Source organism: Mammaliicoccus sp. D-M19 (assembly GCF_022386695.1).
GTDB lineage: Bacteria > Bacillota > Bacilli > Staphylococcales > Staphylococcaceae > Mammaliicoccus > Mammaliicoccus sciuri.
Map to the genome: position 1 here is coordinate 945,714 of NZ_JAJNHW010000001.1, position 17,785 is coordinate 963,498.

Annotated in this window: 20 protein-coding genes; 9 read left to right on the forward strand and 11 right to left on the reverse strand. The window is 31.3% G+C overall.

The window, feature by feature from the left end; translation table 11 throughout:
- Window positions 1-22: 22 nt before the first annotated feature.
- Both LQ675_RS04805 and LQ675_RS04810 read right to left on the reverse strand, forming a co-directional pair.
- Window positions 23-967: a sugar kinase gene (locus tag LQ675_RS04805; RefSeq protein WP_239739067.1), complete on the reverse strand. Its 945-nt coding sequence runs from the start codon at window positions 965-967 to the stop codon at window positions 23-25.
- 15 nt (window positions 968-982) lie between these two features.
- Window positions 983-1,615 carry a bifunctional 2-keto-4-hydroxyglutarate aldolase/2-keto-3-deoxy-6-phosphogluconate aldolase gene (locus LQ675_RS04810; protein ID WP_048541516.1) on the reverse strand — a complete coding sequence of 211 codons (633 nt, stop codon included), beginning with the start codon at window positions 1,613-1,615 and terminating at the stop codon, window positions 983-985.
- Between the two features lie 157 nt (window positions 1,616-1,772).
- Between LQ675_RS04810 and LQ675_RS04815 the strand changes: the two genes are divergently transcribed.
- Window positions 1,773-2,525, forward strand: a complete 753-nt coding sequence (locus LQ675_RS04815; RefSeq protein WP_239726556.1) for an IclR family transcriptional regulator — start codon at window positions 1,773-1,775, stop codon at window positions 2,523-2,525.
- Between the two features lie 215 nt (window positions 2,526-2,740).
- On the opposite strand, the gene LQ675_RS04820 is transcribed toward LQ675_RS04815, so the two are convergent.
- Window positions 2,741-3,583, reverse strand: coding sequence for a LysR family transcriptional regulator (locus tag LQ675_RS04820; protein WP_075577640.1), 843 nt, complete (start codon window positions 3,581-3,583; stop codon window positions 2,741-2,743).
- Between the two features lie 97 nt (window positions 3,584-3,680).
- On the opposite strand from LQ675_RS04820, the gene LQ675_RS04825 reads away from it, so the two are divergent.
- The 3 genes from LQ675_RS04825 (at window position 3,681) to LQ675_RS04835 (ending at window position 6,051) form a co-directional block, all read left to right on the forward strand.
- Window positions 3,681-4,667, forward strand: coding sequence for a YeiH family protein (locus LQ675_RS04825; protein ID WP_152291873.1), 987 nt, complete (start codon window positions 3,681-3,683; stop codon window positions 4,665-4,667).
- Between the two features lie 57 nt (window positions 4,668-4,724).
- On the forward strand, window positions 4,725-5,549 hold the full coding sequence (locus LQ675_RS04830) for a trypsin-like serine peptidase (protein WP_239726555.1): 825 nt from the start codon (window positions 4,725-4,727) through the stop codon (window positions 5,547-5,549).
- An 85-nt stretch (window positions 5,550-5,634) separates the two neighbouring features.
- A complete protein-coding gene (locus LQ675_RS04835) occupies window positions 5,635-6,051 on the forward strand; it encodes a DUF2188 domain-containing protein (RefSeq protein ID WP_048541510.1) in 417 nt (138 codons plus the stop codon).
- Window positions 6,052-6,413: 362 nt separating this feature from the next.
- On the opposite strand, the gene LQ675_RS04840 is transcribed toward LQ675_RS04835, so the two are convergent.
- Window positions 6,414-8,102, reverse strand: coding sequence for a CocE/NonD family hydrolase (locus LQ675_RS04840; RefSeq protein ID WP_239726554.1), 1,689 nt, complete (start codon window positions 8,100-8,102; stop codon window positions 6,414-6,416).
- Window positions 8,103-8,321: 219 nt separating this feature from the next.
- Between LQ675_RS04840 and LQ675_RS04845 the strand changes: the two genes are divergently transcribed.
- A complete protein-coding gene (locus LQ675_RS04845) occupies window positions 8,322-8,918 on the forward strand; it encodes a TetR/AcrR family transcriptional regulator (protein WP_075577637.1) in 597 nt (198 codons plus the stop codon).
- A 22-nt stretch (window positions 8,919-8,940) separates the two neighbouring features.
- On the opposite strand, the gene LQ675_RS04850 is transcribed toward LQ675_RS04845, so the two are convergent.
- The 3 genes from LQ675_RS04850 to LQ675_RS04860 form a co-directional block, all read right to left on the reverse strand.
- On the reverse strand, window positions 8,941-9,318 hold the full coding sequence (locus LQ675_RS04850; protein ID WP_048541504.1) for a nuclear transport factor 2-like protein: 378 nt from the start codon (window positions 9,316-9,318) through the stop codon (window positions 8,941-8,943).
- A 67-nt stretch (window positions 9,319-9,385) separates the two neighbouring features.
- Complete coding sequence (locus LQ675_RS04855) at window positions 9,386-10,165, reverse strand: GH25 family lysozyme (RefSeq protein WP_049319499.1); 780 nt, start codon at window positions 10,163-10,165, stop codon at window positions 9,386-9,388.
- Window positions 10,166-10,198: 33 nt separating this feature from the next.
- The gene (locus LQ675_RS04860) at window positions 10,199-10,402 is read right to left on the reverse strand and encodes a DUF6440 family protein (protein ID WP_048541500.1); all 204 of its coding nucleotides are present in this window, start codon (window positions 10,400-10,402) and stop codon (window positions 10,199-10,201) included.
- 71 nt (window positions 10,403-10,473) lie between these two features.
- Here LQ675_RS04860 and LQ675_RS04865 point away from each other — a divergent pair, with 71 nt between their 5' ends.
- On the forward strand, window positions 10,474-10,788 hold the full coding sequence (locus LQ675_RS04865) for a thioredoxin family protein (RefSeq protein WP_048541498.1): 315 nt from the start codon (window positions 10,474-10,476) through the stop codon (window positions 10,786-10,788).
- Window positions 10,789-10,790: 2 nt separating this feature from the next.
- On the opposite strand, the gene isaB is transcribed toward LQ675_RS04865, so the two are convergent.
- The 3 genes from isaB to LQ675_RS04880 all read right to left on the reverse strand — a co-directional run bounded on the left by isaB (window position 10,791) and on the right by LQ675_RS04880 (window position 13,252).
- Window positions 10,791-11,342 (reverse strand): immunodominant staphylococcal antigen IsaB family protein, encoded by a 552-nt coding sequence (gene isaB / locus LQ675_RS04870; RefSeq protein WP_048541494.1) that lies wholly within the window; start codon window positions 11,340-11,342, stop codon window positions 10,791-10,793.
- 228 nt (window positions 11,343-11,570) lie between these two features.
- The gene (locus tag LQ675_RS04875) at window positions 11,571-12,806 is read right to left on the reverse strand and encodes an MFS transporter (protein ID WP_141768474.1); all 1,236 of its coding nucleotides are present in this window, start codon (window positions 12,804-12,806) and stop codon (window positions 11,571-11,573) included.
- Between the two features lie 113 nt (window positions 12,807-12,919).
- Complete coding sequence (locus tag LQ675_RS04880) at window positions 12,920-13,252, reverse strand: YflT domain-containing protein (protein WP_048541491.1); 333 nt, start codon at window positions 13,250-13,252, stop codon at window positions 12,920-12,922.
- Between the two features lie 148 nt (window positions 13,253-13,400).
- On the opposite strand from LQ675_RS04880, the gene LQ675_RS04885 reads away from it, so the two are divergent.
- Entirely contained in the window at window positions 13,401-14,390 is a 990-nt protein-coding gene (locus LQ675_RS04885; protein WP_239726553.1) for a siderophore ABC transporter substrate-binding protein, read from the forward strand.
- 26 nt (window positions 14,391-14,416) lie between these two features.
- Here the strand turns inward: LQ675_RS04885 and LQ675_RS04890 are convergent, their stop codons facing one another.
- Window positions 14,417-15,289 (reverse strand): AraC family transcriptional regulator, encoded by an 873-nt coding sequence (locus tag LQ675_RS04890; protein ID WP_239726552.1) that lies wholly within the window; start codon window positions 15,287-15,289, stop codon window positions 14,417-14,419.
- 205 nt (window positions 15,290-15,494) lie between these two features.
- Here LQ675_RS04890 and LQ675_RS04895 point away from each other — a divergent pair, with 205 nt between their 5' ends.
- Together LQ675_RS04895 and LQ675_RS04900 are read left to right on the forward strand one after the other, a co-directional pair.
- Window positions 15,495-16,070 carry a GNAT family N-acetyltransferase gene (locus LQ675_RS04895; RefSeq protein WP_088592545.1) on the forward strand — a complete coding sequence of 192 codons (576 nt, stop codon included), beginning with the start codon at window positions 15,495-15,497 and terminating at the stop codon, window positions 16,068-16,070.
- Between the two features lie 403 nt (window positions 16,071-16,473).
- Window positions 16,474-17,781, forward strand: coding sequence for an LLM class flavin-dependent oxidoreductase (locus LQ675_RS04900; protein WP_232157369.1), 1,308 nt, complete (start codon window positions 16,474-16,476; stop codon window positions 17,779-17,781).
- Window positions 17,782-17,785: the final 4 nt, after the last annotated feature.

Consider the following 17,785-nt stretch of genomic DNA (forward strand, 5'->3'; position numbering starts at 1 on the left):
TTATCCATCTCCTAATTGCCGATTATCTTTCTATTATACCTTTACCACTCAAGAAACTTTCTACTTGTTCTAAATATGGCAATCCTTCGTTATCGCCTATTACTTCTGTAACCATTCCACCAACTGCATTTGCGAATCTTACGCGTTCTTTTGCTGTATATCCTTTACTTAAAGCGAACAAGTATCCACTTGAAAAGCCATCTCCAGCGCCTACTGTATCGATTGGACTTACTGGAAAGACTTCTGTTTCAAATTGTTCTTCATTGCTTACATATTGTGTTGGTAAATGTCCACGTTTGATAATAATTTCTTGTAAGTCTTGTTCTTTTAATAAATCTTCAATATTTTCAAATGGTGTCGCTATTTTAAGAATTTCTAGTTCTTCATCGCTTGTTAACAGAATATCTGTATAAGGTAATAATGCGCCTAGACTTTCACTTGCTGTCTCTTTAGTCCAAGTTTTTAGTCTAATATTAGGATCTAAAGTTACAGTTGTATTTGCTTTTTGCGCTTTTTTCATCATCGCTTGAATCAGTTCAATTTTATGATGTAATAATGCGACAAACACACCACTGACGTGGAAATAATCAATATCATCAAAGTTAATATTTGCGACATCTTCTTCTGTTAAGTCTTTAATGGGTGCATTGTCTCGATAATAAAATGAAGCACCGCTTCCATCTGCATTTATTTGTTTAAAATAAACAGACGTGTTTTTTCCTGATACTTGTTCGATATGATCTGTATCAATACCTTCTCCACGTAAATTATTGATAATATGTTGACCAAATTCATCTTTACCAACTTTTGAATAAAAAGTTGTTTCTAACCCTAATCTACTCGCACCAATTGCTACATTTAATTCCGCGCCTCCAATTGTCCTTTGGAATGTATGATTAAATTTCAATGGTCCTTTATTACTCGGATTCATGGCTATCATGGAATCACCAATTGTGAAAAGCCTCATTTCTACCACTCACTTTCATCGATTTCTAACAGCTTCTACATACTTTTGAGCTTTTTCTGAAATAACTTCAAAATTATTTCCTGTAAATTCTTTCGTTAAGTCGCCACCAATACCTACAGCGAATGAACCTTTTTCAATCCAATCTGATACGTTATCTAAATTCACACCTCCAGAAGGCATGAGTTCAACATTGGGTACTGGACCCTTTATATCTTTAATAAATCCAGCGCCTAATTGTCCTCCTGGGAACAGTTTGATTAAATCCGAACCATAGCGTAATGCTTCTATAATTTCTGTTGCACTACTACAACCTGGTAAATATGGAATGGAATATATATTACATAATTTAGATATATTGGTGTCTAAATGTGGACTTACAATATATTGAGCCCCTTTATTAATCGCAATTTGTGCTGTAGCAGCATCTAACACTGTACCTGCACCAAGTACGATATCATCACCATATTGTTTATGTACTTGATTAATCACTTCTTCAGCATTCGGTACAGTAAACGTAATTTCTATATTTTTAAATCCACCTTTAATGATTTCATCAACAATTTTCTTTGTTTCATCCTCGTCATTTCCTCTAACAACTGCAACGAGGTAATTTTCATGTAGCTGGTTTAAAATTTTATATTTTTTCAAAATAGCCCTCCGTTCCATATTGTGATACAATGTATTATATAGTAATATTTAGTATTATTATAACGTTTGTGAAAACGTTGTCAATTATTTATTTTCATCTATGTTACTTAATTCATAGATTAATTTATGCTATATTTTTATCAAAGAGGTGATGATTATGGCTTCTAACGTTCAATCCATTGACCGCGCATTAAGCATTTTAGAAATCATATCCGAAAAAGAACAAATATCATTAAAAGACTTAGTAGATGAAATTCAATTATCTAAAGCAACTGTACATAGACTTGTTAATTCATTGATTAGCAATGGCTACGTTCAACAAAACGCATTGACCAATCAATATGAAATAACTTTTAAAATGTTCCAACTTGGGAATAAACGTGTACAAAATATTGATTTTTTAAATGTAGCTAAAAGTATGATTAGTCAGCTGATGACAACAGTTGGGGAAACATGTCATTTAGTAGTGGAAGACAATAACGAAGTGGTATATATAGATAAATTTATACCAAGCAATAACAATCGATCGATGGCATCTAAAATCGGGAAACGAGCACCTATGTATTGCACAGCAGTAGGTAAATCTATACTTTCGACGTATGAGAATGAAAGAATCCAAGAAATATGGAATCAATCGAATATTGTTAAACTAACCGAAAATACAATCACAGACTATAATCAATTCATCGATGAAATAGCAGTCATCCGGGAACAAGGTTATTCCGTTGATAACGAAGAAAATGAAAAAGGCATATATTGCGTAAGTACCTACTTCGTAAACTATCGAAATGAAGTCCAAGGTGCTATCAGCCTCTCATTCCCTACAACAGAATTAGATAAGAAAGAGTTCTTTTTAGAAGAATTAAAAACATGTGCTAACAAAATTTCTAGATTACTTGGGTATCATTAAGAGATTGGGCCATAATATAGGGGGCGCACGATATCTCTTAGTCTTCGTGCGTTACACCCTGATTTTGCACCTTAGCGCACGATATCTTTCAGTCTTCGTGCGTTATGGTTTTACGTTAAGCTAGTATCCAAATTTGGATGTATTAAAATACTCAAAACAAAAACAAGCCTATCACTTTAAAACTGACATAATCAGTTAAGTGATAGGCTTATTTATTATCTAAACTCATAATTCTTAATTTCATTTACAATCGTATTATATTTATTTGTCTTGTATCTTGATTTGTTAGACACTACAAAGAAATTCCGATTTAAATCTAGGTCGTTTGTGACGATATAATCTTCATCAAATGATTTTATAGAGAAATTGGATAATATCGTATAGCCCATATTTTGTTTAACGAGTTCTAAAATTAATTGGTTATCATTAATGACTACTTTACGAGATGTTAAATTCAATTGCTGTAATAGCATATCTTGATAATACCTTATTCCTGATCCTGTTTCTCTAACGTAACATCTTAATTGATTTAAATTTTGGTTTGTTTGTTTATTTTTCACGAGTAATAATTTATCTCTTGTTAGGACTTCACTATTGATTTTGTCGTCCAGTACTGGCTTTTCGATAATGCCTAGATCAAGTGAGTAATCTTTCAACTTACTTAATATATCAGCTGAGTTATAGACATATATATGAATATTCAGTTTAGGATATTTCGTTTGTAGATAGATTGTTAAGTCTAATAACATCGATTGGCCGAATGTGTGACTCGTCCCTATGACAAACTTCCCCTTCACATCTTCTTTATGCTGATTAATTTTTGTTTGCAGTTGCTCATCTAATATAGCTAATTGGCATGCGTAGTTATATAACTCTCTTCCTTCTTCTGTCAAAATAATATGCTTTCTCGTATTTTCAAAAATTTTGATTTGATATTTCTCTTCTAGTGTCTTGATATCTCTACTTATGGATGGCTGTGATTTATATAACTTTTCTGCAGCATTCGTAAACCCTCCTTCTTCTACAATAACTTTTAAGATTTGTAATTTATCTTCCATTGCAACCACCTCATATCATTTTTGTTATATTATATATTTAAAAATAGCATTTCACAAATATTCATCTTGCGATTAAACTTACGTTGAGGTGAGCATTATGTGGGAAAAATTTAATAAACGTTTTTTACTCGGTATTGGATTTACTTTTTTAGTTGCTATTGTCAGTATACTTTTATCGTATTTACCTGTATTTAACAAAGTCGGGGCGCTCGCAATTGCGATTATTACAGCTATTTTATATAGACATTTCAGGGGATACCCTACGCAAATCGAATCGGGAATTGCATTTTCATCAAAAAAATTATTAAGATTTGCGATTATTCTATATGGGCTTAAGTTAAATTTGTGGACAATTATTAACCAAGGTAGCACATTGTTATTACTAGATGTTGGTGTCGTCGCTTTTGCGATATTGTTTATTTTATTTTTAAATAAAATCGTTAAAGGAGATAACAATTTAGTCTTGTTATTAGGTGTTGGAACTGGCGTTTGTGGTGCAGCTGCGATTGCCGCGATATCACCTATACTTAAATCTAAAGACAGTGATGTTGGAATTAGTGTAGGTTTAGTGGCCATAATGGGTACAATATTCTCTTTAGCTTACACATTATTATTCGCTATTTTTCCAATGAACGCTGAATTTTATGGTATTTGGTCAGGTGCAAGCTTACATGAAATTGCGCACGTTATTTTAGCAGCAGATGTTGGTGGCCAGTCCTCACTAGGCATTGGCTTATTAACAAAATTGGGTAGAGTATTTCTATTAATACCATTAAGTATTATTTTCTTAATCATCGTTAATAGAAAGAGATCACATAAAGTTTCACAAAAAATAGACTTTCCGTACTTTTTAATTGGATTTTTAATCATGAGCGCCGTGAATACATTCATTCCTATTCCTGAAGCAGTATTAAATGTAATCAGTACATTTACAACGCTTATATTAATTATGGCAATGGTCGGTATCGGTTTAAATGTATCTTTCAGTGACTTAAAAACAAAAGCATTCAAACCAATGATAGCAATGCTTATAACGTCAGTTGTGTTGTCAGTAATCACGTTTATTGTTGTTGGATTTTTATAATTGAAATATAAGGGTATAACATAGTTATGATTCAATTTTGAGAAAGATTGTGATTAAATGCTGTTATACCTTAAATTATATTTAATACTCATAATTTCGACGTTCAATTATTTATTTATACCACCTGATGTCCCTGCGTCTTATAAAGATACATTTACAAAAGCCACACATCATGATTATCAAGAAGCTTTTAAATTAGGTTCACAAATTTCAAATGAGAATCTTAAAATTAAACCATTTCATTCAAAAGATAAACGTACCAGTCAAGCAGTTGGTAAAGTCACATCTGATGAAACAGGCAAGTCAGGAAATGGCGCAACAGGGTTTGTCGTCGATGATCATACAGTTATCACCGCGTCACATGTCGCAAGTGATGATGACGGAAATAAAGAAAAGAAACAATTTTATTTCTTTCCTGCTAAATCTAATCAATATACACCGATGAAATTCAAGATTAAGCAATTTTATAAATCAAACGAAAGAGATGTCGCAGTACTCATTACTGAAAAATCATTAACACCCAAAATTAAACCTTTAACTATAGCATCAGAACGTAAAATTCATCATTTGAAACCTAAATCAACACTATCTATGACAGGCTATCCAAATGAAGAACCATTTGATGGTCAATATATGTACCAATCAAAAGGATTCTATCTCAAACCAACTCACGAACATATCGAATATATCGGACACATGCATCGAACAATAGGATTTTCAGGTTCTCCAGTATTTAATCATGATAACCATGTCATCGGTATACATGCACATGGCATTCGTCCTGATATGAGATTAAAAAATCAAGATACCCGTGATATTTACACAGGAGGTCCACTTATAACAGGTGAAACACGAAACTTTATTAATAAATACCGTAAATAATTTATACACTGCACAATTGTACCCGTTTGATAAATCAAAATAGTGGTATTCAATAAGTGTGTATATTATGAAAGGATGATGAAACATGCCATGGACTATGGACGAATATCCTCAAACTTGGAAAAACTTTGATCAACTTGAAAGAAAGAAAGCTATTGATATTGGCAACGCAATGTTAACCAACGGGTACAAAGAAGAAGATGCCATTCCAATTGCAACGAAACAAGCAGAAGACTGGTACAAGAACGCTACTAAAGAAGAATTAAATGAATTGAAAGATAAGAAAATTACACAACATAAACAAGACAGTTCTGCCAATCCTCAGTTAAACGATAAAGATATACATGTCTATTATGAAGACAATCAATGGAAGATAAAAACTGATGGTGCTAAACAAGCTAGCGAAACCTTTGATAAGAAAGAAGATGCTGTGAAGCGCGCTCGAAACATCGCTAGCAATCGTGACACAGAGATTATTGAACATAAGAAAAATGAATCGTAATGACAGAAGGCATAATCAGAAATGTACCATAACGGAACATAATGATTATGCCTTAATTTTTATCTATTTTCCCAATATGTGAACAACGGTCCTGTTTCCCCATATATAGGGTCTTGTTCTCGTAATCCAACCTCTTGAATGCGTTTCTTCTACTCTTCTATATTTGTATCTTCTTCTGTACATACGTCTTAATCTTATCCATTTGGATATGCCCCAATTACTTCAAAATCCGAACAAGATTCTAATAATTTATGGTCTACGCCTGCAGGAACAATCATAACATCTCCAGCTTCTACACTTACTTTTCCACCTTGTTCGCCACCTAAATGTAATAATGCAGTTCCCTTATCTACAACTATAGATTATTTATGACATATTTCTGGTACAAGAATATGAGAATCGTATTTACCGCCTACGTATATATTGTGAATACCTTTATTAACTGTTTCTTCGTGTTCATAACGTGTTTTGAGTCCAGGTGTACTATTACCTTTAACAACTTCACTTGCTTTTATGACTACTTCAAGTTGTTCACCTTTTTTAAATAATGTACTTGAAGGTAAGATTTCAATTTCAACTGGCACGATTTCATCTTTAGCTAATTTAAGTTCTGATTCGTGTTTATGCCATGGTTGTAATGGTGTTGATTTTTCAGTATCTAATTCTCTGTGAGATACACGTAACCAACCTGATGCGACTTGACCATGTTCGATATGGTTGAAGTCTGGGAAGTTTACTTCTTCACCTTGTTTATTGAATTTTTTAATACCTACAAATAAATCCATATCATCCGCTTCTTCTGCAGATACCCATAATTTCAATTTCATATTACCAGTTAGTTCAGTATCTTCATTAAATACTTTATTAAATCTCACTTCATCTTTGCCTTCAACTTCACTATTATAAGAAATTTTAGTTGATGTTTCTGGTTCCAAATCTTTTAAAGTCATGTCTAATCCGTCTAAATATAAAGCAGTTTCTTTAGTGTTAGGTAATGGGAAGTTTGTTGCTGTTTTAGTGTTACCTCTATAGAATTTATCTCTTACTTCATAACTTACTTTAGGTGTATCTTTCCAATCATTTTCAATACCTTTTAAATAATAATCGAAGAATTCTTTTTGTTGTTCAAGAGATTCACGTGCATAATATGATTCCCATTCTTTACGGCCATGTATCTTTAGCCATTTATCTTCTGATGATGCTTGTTTAAATCCTTCAAAAGTACCGCGATTATGCAATCCTTGAGTTGACCAACTTGCACATACAAACATTGGTACTTTAATTGCTGATAAATCTGCTTGTTTACCTTTCCAATATTCGTCAAACATCGTATGCAATTTTTGTTCTTTTTTCAAATCTTCAATTTCTGATTCTGGCCATCTTGCAACAATTCCTTCATACCAGAATCTATAGAAACCAGTATCTGGTATACCACCATGGAAAGCAATTTCTCTGTACATGTCATTTAAACCTTCCCAAGGTATCATCGCTTTTAAGTGTGATGGATTTAATGAAGCTACCCACCATTGTGTTACAGCTAAATATGAAACACCATTTGTACCGACATTGCCGTTACTCCATTCTTGTTGTCCAGCCCATTCAATAACTTCTGCATAATCTTTCGCTTCTGAAAGACCCCAAGGATATAGTGCACCTTTAGATTTCGCACTACCTCTTAAAGCAACTTTTACGACAACATAATCATTTGGTACCCAGAAACCTGGGTCTGGTGATTCTTCCGGTGTAATACTTGATGTTGGAATTGCACCAAGTGTTGGCCATAATGATCCCATATTTGTAATTTTTGGTTTGTTATCTTTACCATATGTGTCAGCTGACATGACAACTGGGAACTTCCCAGGTTTATTAGGGCGAATAACGTTTACATATAATACTGCACCGTCTGACATTGGTACAGCTACATCTTTTTCCATAATCATTTCTTGATTACCATATTGAATGCTATCAACAACAATATGATTGATGCCTTCTTTAATATTTTCAATAGGTGTTACTGTTAATTTTGGATTACCTAGCATTTGTTTAGTCATATATTTCAAACCCTTTCTTTATATAGTGTTATTTTGAATACATATAAAGCTTAATCCTCAAGCACATATTACACAATAATCACGACAACTAAAGGTGTTTGAAAATGAACAAACTGATTAAAATTGTTCATTAACTATGTTTGAAATGACAATTTATGATTTATTTAAGATAATTCTATATACTTAATATACAAATCTTGATAAGAGGAGATGTTGTGAATGGCACAAGACAGAAGGAACCGAAAAACTCAAAATGCTATTAAAGAGATTTTTCTAAATTTACTACAAAAATATTCATTTTATGACATTACGGTTCAACAAATAGCTGATATTGCTGATATTAATAGAGGTACATTCTATTTTCACTATGTAGATAAATATGATTTATTAGAAAAAATGGAGAATGAAAAAATAAATGATATTCAAACATTTATCGCTGAGCAAAATAAAAATGCTTTCTATGATTCTCCTAAAGATATTGTCCATAATATTATGGCGTATTTAATTGAACATATTGATTATCATTTAGAGTTTTATAAGACGATGTTTAATATTGGACAAGTTTCTATGTTACGAGAAAAGCTTTACCAATTGATATTTGATCATTTAAGTTCATATAAAAATATCAACAACACTATTGGAGATATTCCATTACTATATTTCACAAGCTATGTATCAGGTGCAGGTATTTCCTTTATTAAACATTGGATACAAGACGAAAATAGAATCGATAAATCTCATTTAATCAATCATTTCACAACCATCGTCAATAATGGGCCCGTCCCATTAATGGAAAAAGAACAGTTCCCAAAATAATTTTAGGAACTGTTCTAATTTTTTATGATTGATTTGAAAACAATTGATCATCTTTAGGTTGGTTTTCTAAGTAGGTAATTTTACCGTTCTCATCTAATCTTGCGATATCTTTGCCTTCTTGTGTATAAACACCTGTTTCATATCGGTTACCACAAATTGCCCAATCTGTTTCATAGCTACCATCTTCGTTTTGTGTCCAACCGTTATGCATATGTTTTAAATCTTTATTTGTTGTATAAACACTTTTAACAAACTGCTTCCAAGCTTCTTTACCTTTAAAAGTCTTCTTATTTAATACAAATTCTATATCATCATGAAATAGTTCATTTAATTTATGAAAACTTTCTTCACTGTATCTTGCTCCATCAAATAAGATAAAGTATTCATCTAATATGTTCATTATATTCACCTTCTTTTCTTCAAGTGATTATACCGTTCACTTTACAAAAGAGATATCATAATGCTCATTAATTTATAAACCAGCTTGTTTGCACATTTGGTCCTAGTACATTGGCATCGACATTTTGATCAAGTTCTGATGAATAGTAACTATCTGTATATTGCCATAATACATGTTCTCTTTCAGGTTGTGTTTCTTGATATGAAGCTAACCAATAACCATCATAAGAGCCGACAGCATTCGCTGTATGATTAACCATAAAGTCTTCATAAGAGTATAGTAATACTTTCTTATCACCTGAATACTTCCTCATTTCATTCAACCAAGCGAGTGTACTTGCATTTGTATCTCCTGAAGCAACTGATTCTTCCTCATAATCATTGATATAAAAACTTGCATTAGGTGCTCTATTATATAGCGATTTCGCTTCTGTTCTTGCTTCACTTGCATTTTCATACATACTATATGTATAAACACCATACTTCATATTATTGGCAGAAAGTAATTTTGAATTTGTATCAAATGCTGCATCTTTATAGTCTGAACCATATTGTGCTCTTAAAATAATAAAATCATAATTGGCTTTAAGCTTTTTAACTTGTGCTGATGTTAATTCTCCTTGCCATTCTGATAAATCAAGTATTGAATCATCTTTAGCTACTGTCGAAGATTCCTCTATTTCTTGTTTGTTTCTAAAAGTATTTTGATTTTCATTTTCTATGTATTTCTTATAACCATGACCCATCGTACCCTCTTCTTGGGCCGCTTCTACTTTTTCAGATGATACATTAATGATAAGCATCATCGTCACGACTGTTATCATCATTTTTAGAAATCTTCTAGACATTTAAATACTCCTTTGTCATTGATGCATATTTTATTAAACTTTATCTATTACAGGTTTTCCATTCTCGTCTAACAATGGTGTCAAACCACTGCCTGTACCTACCCAAGCATTGATATAATTAACACCTGTTTCACGATCAACAAGAATCGAAATGCGACCTAATCCTTTAACATTATCTACCGATTTAACAAAAAATCGATTATTATCTTTTGAATCATTATCTTTGTTACCAAACATATTTTTTCCTCCTTTTCTCATATAATGGTATAATATTTGCCATTATAATTAAATGATAGGAGCTAAATTTCATGAAAATCATCACAACTTTTGATGAATTAAATAAACAGATTGATGCACATACATTCACACTAATCTACATATCTAGCGAGAATTGTTCGGTATGTAAAGCGGATCATCCCATCGTACAAAAAATGGTGGAAGACTATGACATTCCAGCATACGAAATTGTTGCTAACCAAATGCCAGAAGCAGTCGGACAATTAAATTTATTCACTTCACCTGTCGTATTACTTTATTACAACCAAAAAGAAGTTCACCGACAAGCCCGTATAATAGACTTTGATGAACTTCAATATCGTATAGAACAATTTAATAATCTATAGCATTATTCAACAATCGTATAGAAATCAATTCTCGTTACAGTACCTGTTTCGTCAGAAGTAAAGGCAATTTTATAACCATTTAAACTCCAAGAATATTGACCTTCAACACTTCTCGGACTACCTGATTTACTGAAATCTGTACCGTAAGAATCAACAACATCATCTATCGATAAATTAAATTGATTTGCATTTGTTGGTTGTGCATTAGCATCTAAACCGTAGTTACTATATACATTTAAATTTTGATCATATAAATTTATATTTTTAGCCTCATCTTGATGTTCTTTAGCATAATCTTCATGTGCAGGTGTTTCATATCCATTTAACGTGAAATTACCTGACTCAAATCCTTTTTTGAATGTATCCGTTATGAAAAATCCAGGATCATAACTCACATATCCATTGTAATAAGAAGTATAAGGTTGAGAAGCTTGGCTATCCATATTACTGTTGCTCGCCGCATCAACGGAATGACCGTTACCCGCTGCGCCTACCGTAAATACTGTCGCTACTGCTAAACCGGTTGAAACAAAAACTTTTAAAAATTTGTTCATTCGATTACTCTCCCTTTATATAGATTATGTATCATAAGATGATACACCTTCATCCTACACTTTTAAAATTCAATTACAAGGGATATTAAATAAAATATTTATTTGTTTTTATTACTTTTGTTTAATAGTAATCATTTCAATAAATTCAAAAACCCCAACCCGATATTTTCGAGTTGGGGTTTAATATATACTTTATTCTAATACTTCTTTTGCTTTGTCAATAATGTCTCAAATTACACCGTCATGTTTTTTGATAAATGTGTAAAGATATGCCAAGATAAAGCATAATATTGCTGTAATACTGAACGAAATAATATAGAATACTGAATTAAAGTCAAAGAGTATACCTGCAACTAAAATTCCAAAAGGCATCATTACTTGTGACATTGTTTGTGACAATGCTAAATATTTACCTTTTATTTGCTCTGGTACATTTTTTTGTACATAAATGTTTATCGGTACATTACTCAGTACAACACCGCTTCCGATAATAAATATACTTATAAAATATATTACAAGTATCGATAATTTATAAAAATCTGTTATAAACGGAATACATAAAATGAGTATTCCCACAGCTAAAGTAATCATGGCAACTTGCATATTTGCTACAAGTGTTCCTTTATTCTTCAATTTAGGATAAATCAAACCAAACAATATACCTGCTAAAGGAAATCCTGTTTCAATGATTCCTAACTGTTTAGAATTCATATTAAATATAGTGACAAAACTTCCTGGTATACCTACCGTAACGAAACCAAACATAAAGTTAATGATAGATCCTGATAATAGAATTAAAAATATGTCTTTATTTGATTTCAAAAATTTAAATACGACTTTATAACTGTTAAAGAATGTATCCTTAACTTCTTCATAGACTTTTTTTGCTAGAACTTTATTAAACGCAATATTAAGCACTATTATTAATGAAATGAGCTCAGTCACAAACATAATAATCATAAAGGTCTTAATATCGAAATAAGCGTATACTATTCCACCTAAAATTGGAGCACCTATTTGTAATACATTCTGAATGACGTTTCTATATGAAACTGTTTGATCAATGAAACGTTCACTAACTAAACTTAACAAGCCACTGTTAAAAGTGAGTGAAACAGCCATATCTGTAACTGTCAAAATGATTACAATTATGTATATGTATAGAAGTTGGTTTAAACTATTTGGTATTAAGAAAATACTTATAATTGATAAAATCGAAATGCACTGCATAGATATAATAAATGATTTTTTATTAATCTTATCTATATAATATCCAATAGACGTACTGCCCAATATAAATATGAGCGAATATATAATCATAATATTAGAAAAAGCTTGTACACTCCCTGTTATCTTTAAAACATGAAATGAAAGCGCAAAAGTAAATAATTTACTGCCAATAATGCTAAAAAAGGTAAATAAAATAATAAATATATAGTTTTTCTTCATATTGCATACCACCATATCATGACTTACTTTAATTATATACAAATTATCCTATGGGTGGAATAAGTAATTATATGGACATTAAAAAACCCCAACCCGATATTTTCGAGTTGGGATTTAATATATATACTTTATTCCAATACTTCTTTTGCTTTATCATCTTTGGAAATTAGGAATACTTTTCCTTCGTCCATTTTTTCTTCGTAATCTTCTGCTTGTTCTTTGGACAAACCTATTTCTATTAATTTAGCTCTTAGTTCGTCACCTTGTTTATCAAATGTTCGACCTAAGTCTTTGTTGTTGTAATCTATATTGTCATAGTCTGTATGCTCAACGATTCTTGCTGTTCTGTCATCGTCATGTGATAGTACAAAAATATCTGTTGGGTTAATATTTAGTTCTTTCAGCTTGTTAATGTCATTTTCCAATGTTTCATCATTGATATAACTTTTTACGACTGTCATGAATAAATCCCCCATTTCTATTTTATATTATTAATATTCCCGTCTTATGTTTATTAAAACATCACAAAATTTTAAAAATAGCACTTGTTATTCTTAAATTATTTTGTATAATTGAGAAATGTTATCAATTAGAAAATGGGAGGCAAGCATGAAAAAGTATATTACCGTCATCGTTTGTGTACTTTTATTATTATCTGCATGTAGTAATAGTAAAAGTGAAGTCAGTCATAAAGATACTGTCACAATCAAGAAGACTTTTGAATACAAAGAAAAGAATAAAGATCATAATAGAGGCAAGAAAAAAACTGAAAACGTAACAATACCTAAGAATCCTAAAAAAGTTATTGTCATGGATTATGGTGCTTTAGATATTATGAAAGATTTGAAATTACAAAAACATATAACGGCTATTCCTAAAGGTCCAAATGGTGATTTCTTACCAAGTTATTTATCAGAGTTTAAAAATGATAAATATACCAATTTAGGAAATCCTGGTAGACCTAATTTTGAAAAAATTGCTGAAGAAAATCCGGATTTAATTTTAATATCATTTAGGCAAGCTTATACTAAAAACTTAAAAGAATTTAAAAAAGCTGCGCCAAATGCAAAAGTACTTTACGTAAGTCCTGATGATGATCGTTACATAGAATCTATTAAGGAAAATGCACAAAATATTGGAAAAATATTCGATAAAGAAAATGAAACTCAATCACTCATAAAGAAACTCGATCAAAAAATTAAAACTGTAAAAAGTAAAGTGAATGACGATACCGTTATGTTTGCGAATATTGACCAAAAAGGCATTAAGACATACGGTAAAACTGGTAGATATGGTGGCTTTTTAAGTGGTGATTTAGGTATCAAACATATTGATCCAGACATGCCTGCAAACTCAAGTGGACAGTTAGTGTCATACGAATATATCGCTGAAAAGAATCCAGACAAAATCTTCTATATAAATAGAACAGATGATGATTCTAAAGGATTACCACAAGAATTTAAAAATCCAGTTATTAAAAATATTAGTGCCATCAAAAATAAAGATATACTGAAATTTGATTCCAACACATGGTTCTTCGGTTCTGGTGGCATTAGTTCAACAATTAAACAATTAGATGATATAGAGAAAGCTTATTGATGAGAAAAAGTCTAGGGTATGGCACCCTAGACTTTTTCTATACTTCTAACTGCTATCCAAATTTCACTGTAAGCTGTTTCTTCCTGGCTATTCATTTTTGTAAATGAGAAATTTGGTACATCTTCTAATTCATACCCAGAAGATGGTAGCCATTCTGCATAAATGCTTGCCATAGTATTTTGCATTGTAGTTGGGAAATGTCCTTCATTAGGAAATACAGCCCAAGTATGTGCTTCAACTTCAAAAACATCTAATAACTCACGATTTATTTCTACTTTATCAGTAATTACACCAATCATATGAGTTAAGTATCCTTCTTCTTTTTCAAAATATGCATCAGCATCATAAGAAATATTTAATACTTCTTTTGGTTCAATATTATTAAGTGTATGCATATATGATTTTTGTTCGTTTGAAATACTATTTGCAAGCTCTACAATACTTTGATTTACACCTTCAAATTGCATAGGTATCTTTGTTGAAACCCCGACAAATTTAATAGCAGGTTTATTTTCAATTCTGTATTCCATATCTATACCTCCTCTTATACTTAGCGTAAAAGTAAGTTTAGGGAATGATTTTATACTTGCAAGATGAATCGCATTTGATGGCAAAGAACCTGTCCAATTTTTAAATGCGCGACTAAATCCATCTAATGAATGATAACCATATTTAAAGGCTACTTCAGTAACAGATTCACCATTTTTTAAATCAACATTAGCTGATGACAATTTACGCTTTTTAATATATTCACTCAAGGGCATACCAGATATTGCCTGAAATATTTTCCGAAAGTGATAATCCGATATACCTACATATTTAGCAATATTTTCAATAGATAAGTCATTTGTTAAATTATCTTCAATATAATCTAATGCTTTATTTAAATCATCTATCATTCCATTCCCTCCTTACATGGTTAATCATAATTTATTACTATAATATTTACTCGACGTTATATAACTAAATTATATCGGATAGTATTCATTACCTCTAATAATTCATGAATAGCATGCATCGTTATTGTAAGCTTCCTCTATAAACCTAGGAAATTAAAGTATATAATATGATTAATTACACATATTTTTACAAAGGGGATTTTTAATGTATACAGATAAAGAATTAACTTTCCGTACAAATAGGTTGACGATTCGACCTTTAAACTATGATGACCACAAAGGTTGGATTGAAGGCTTTGAAAATCGCTACCCTTCGCAATATAAACATGACAAAGGGAAAATCAATATGGAAGAATGCGACGAAACATGGTTTATAGAACTTGTTGATAAACAACAAACGCTCATTAAACAAGACGATACGTTTATATTTGGAATATTTTTAGAAAATGGCAAACATGTAGGCATGTTGGATATTAAAGTATTAAGCAGATCAGACTTTCAATGGGGAGAATGTGGCTATTTCTTGCACAACCAATTTTGGAATCAAGGTTATGCATATGAAGCTATGAAAGAAGTCATCAGTCAATGTTATAAAACATTAAATCTTCATCGAATAGAAGCACATATTAATATAGATAACGAACCTTCTAAGAAACTCATTAAAAAATTAGGATTTGAATTTGAAGTATTAAGAAAGAACTTTATTTATGAATTTGATGAATGGACAGATAACGAAGTATATTATATTAATTTACATAACGAAAAATTGATTGAATCTTAAAGATTGAGCGACCCGAAACATTGTTTTCGGGTCGCTATTTTTATTTATCGGACTGCAAACCTCATTTTCGGGCCGCTATTTTATTTTATCGGCCTATAAATCTCATTTTCGGACCGGTAATTTATTTTATCGGTCCAGAAATCTCCGCCAACATAACTCCCTCAATCCCTCCACCCTATTTTAATATATTTTAATAATATTATTAATCAAATCACACTTACAAAAAACCGATTTAACAAGCATGACATTCAATTTTTTATATCATCTTACAAATGTTCACAAATAGTACATTATTTTAATATTAATCCCTAATAAAATAGTCAGATTTTATTGACAATTGTTAAAATTAAGTGGTATTCTTTATATCTTATTAAAACTATCGGATTAAAATGTTTGGGAGGATATTATGACAACACATAAACATATAAAACTGGGTCTCTTTTTAGCGGGATATGGTCATCATGTGGCGAGTTGGCGCCATGAAAATGCTATTGAAAAGGGTCCTATGGATTTAACTCATTTAATAAATACTGCGCAATTAGCAGAGAAAGGTTTATTCGATTTAGTCTTTCTTGCTGATAGCTTATTCGTATCTGAAAGTTCACATCCAAATATATTAAGTAGATTTGAGCCGTTTACACTTTTATCTGTTCTTTCTACAGCAACGACTAATATCGGATTAGCTGCTACTGCCTCTACTACATACAGTGAACCTTTCCATATTGCACGTCAATTTAGTTCTTTAGACCACTTAAGTCATGGAAGAGCTGCTTGGAATATTGTAACTTCTTCAATAACTTCTACTGCTGAAAATTTTAATGGTACTAAGTTAATGGAACATGAATTACGTTATGAACGAGCAAATGAATTTGTTGAAGTAACGAATAAGTTATGGCGCTCATGGGATAAAGGTGCTTTAGTTCGCGACAAAGAAACTGGAGCTTTTATTGATGCTTCAAAATTACATACGATTGATCATGAAGGGAAACATTTCAAAGTTAGAGGTCCTTTAAATATTGAACGTTCTCCACAAGGAAGACCATTATTAATACAAGCTGGTTCTTCCCCTACAGGAACAGATTTAGCTTCAAAAGTAGCTGATGTTATTTTTACAGCACAAACTCAAATTGAAGATGCTCAGAACTTTTATAAACAGTTAAAAGAGAAAGTATCTAAACAAAATCGTAATCCTGAAGAAGTATATATCATGCCAGGTTTATTCCCTATTTTAGGTGACACTGAAGAAGAAGCGCATCAAAATTATCAAGAAATTCAAGACTTAATCTTACCTGAAGTTGGATTAAGTATATTGGCACCTTATGTTGGAAATATCGATTTATCACAGTATGACTTAGATACTAAGTTTGCTGATTTAGATCTATCAACAGGTAACGGTGTTCAAAGTCGATTTGAAATAATTCTTAAAGAAGCGATTAAAAACGATTTAACTTTAGAAGAAGTTTATAAAAAAGTTGCTGGTTCTAGAGGTCACCATATCTTTGTCGGTACACCAGAACAATTAGCAGATAAGATGGAAGAATGGTTTAAATCTTCTGCTGCAGATGGTTTCAACATTATGCCACCTATTCTACCTTCACAATTTGAATTATTTATCAATAACGTTATACCAATTTTACAAGAAAGAAATTTATATAAAGAAACTTATTCAGAAGGCACATTACGACAAAAATTAGGCTTAGAAAATGAATAGAGGT

Bases quoted from the DNA above. Each gene is read 5' to 3' on its own strand.
- LQ675_RS04805 (WP_239739067.1), bottom strand. From the start codon at position 967: ATGAGGCTTTTCACAATTGGTGATTCCATGATAGCCATGAATCCGAGT.
- LQ675_RS04815 (WP_239726556.1), top strand. From the start codon at position 1,773: ATGGCTTCTAACGTTCAATCCATTGACCGCGCATTAAGCATTTTAGAA.
- LQ675_RS04820 (WP_075577640.1), bottom strand. From the start codon at position 3,583: ATGGAAGATAAATTACAAATCTTAAAAGTTATTGTAGAAGAAGGAGGG.
- LQ675_RS04825 (WP_152291873.1), top strand. From the start codon at position 3,681: ATGTGGGAAAAATTTAATAAACGTTTTTTACTCGGTATTGGATTTACT.
- LQ675_RS04830 (WP_239726555.1), top strand. From the start codon at position 4,725: ATGCTGTTATACCTTAAATTATATTTAATACTCATAATTTCGACGTTC.
- LQ675_RS04835 (WP_048541510.1), top strand. From the start codon at position 5,635: ATGCCATGGACTATGGACGAATATCCTCAAACTTGGAAAAACTTTGAT.
- LQ675_RS04840 (WP_239726554.1), bottom strand. From the start codon at position 8,102: ATGACTAAACAAATGCTAGGTAATCCAAAATTAACAGTAACACCTATT.
- LQ675_RS04845 (WP_075577637.1), top strand. From the start codon at position 8,322: ATGGCACAAGACAGAAGGAACCGAAAAACTCAAAATGCTATTAAAGAG.
- LQ675_RS04850 (WP_048541504.1), bottom strand. From the start codon at position 9,318: ATGAACATATTAGATGAATACTTTATCTTATTTGATGGAGCAAGATAC.
- LQ675_RS04855 (WP_049319499.1), bottom strand. From the start codon at position 10,165: ATGTCTAGAAGATTTCTAAAAATGATGATAACAGTCGTGACGATGATG.
- LQ675_RS04860 (WP_048541500.1), bottom strand. From the start codon at position 10,402: ATGTTTGGTAACAAAGATAATGATTCAAAAGATAATAATCGATTTTTT.
- LQ675_RS04865 (WP_048541498.1), top strand. From the start codon at position 10,474: ATGAAAATCATCACAACTTTTGATGAATTAAATAAACAGATTGATGCA.
- isaB (WP_048541494.1), bottom strand. From the start codon at position 11,342: ATGAACAAATTTTTAAAAGTTTTTGTTTCAACCGGTTTAGCAGTAGCG.
- LQ675_RS04875 (WP_141768474.1), bottom strand. From the start codon at position 12,806: ATGGTGGTATGCAATATGAAGAAAAACTATATATTTATTATTTTATTT.
- LQ675_RS04880 (WP_048541491.1), bottom strand. From the start codon at position 13,252: ATGACAGTCGTAAAAAGTTATATCAATGATGAAACATTGGAAAATGAC.
- LQ675_RS04885 (WP_239726553.1), top strand. From the start codon at position 13,401: ATGAAAAAGTATATTACCGTCATCGTTTGTGTACTTTTATTATTATCT.
- LQ675_RS04890 (WP_239726552.1), bottom strand. From the start codon at position 15,289: ATGATAGATGATTTAAATAAAGCATTAGATTATATTGAAGATAATTTA.
- LQ675_RS04895 (WP_088592545.1), top strand. From the start codon at position 15,495: ATGTATACAGATAAAGAATTAACTTTCCGTACAAATAGGTTGACGATT.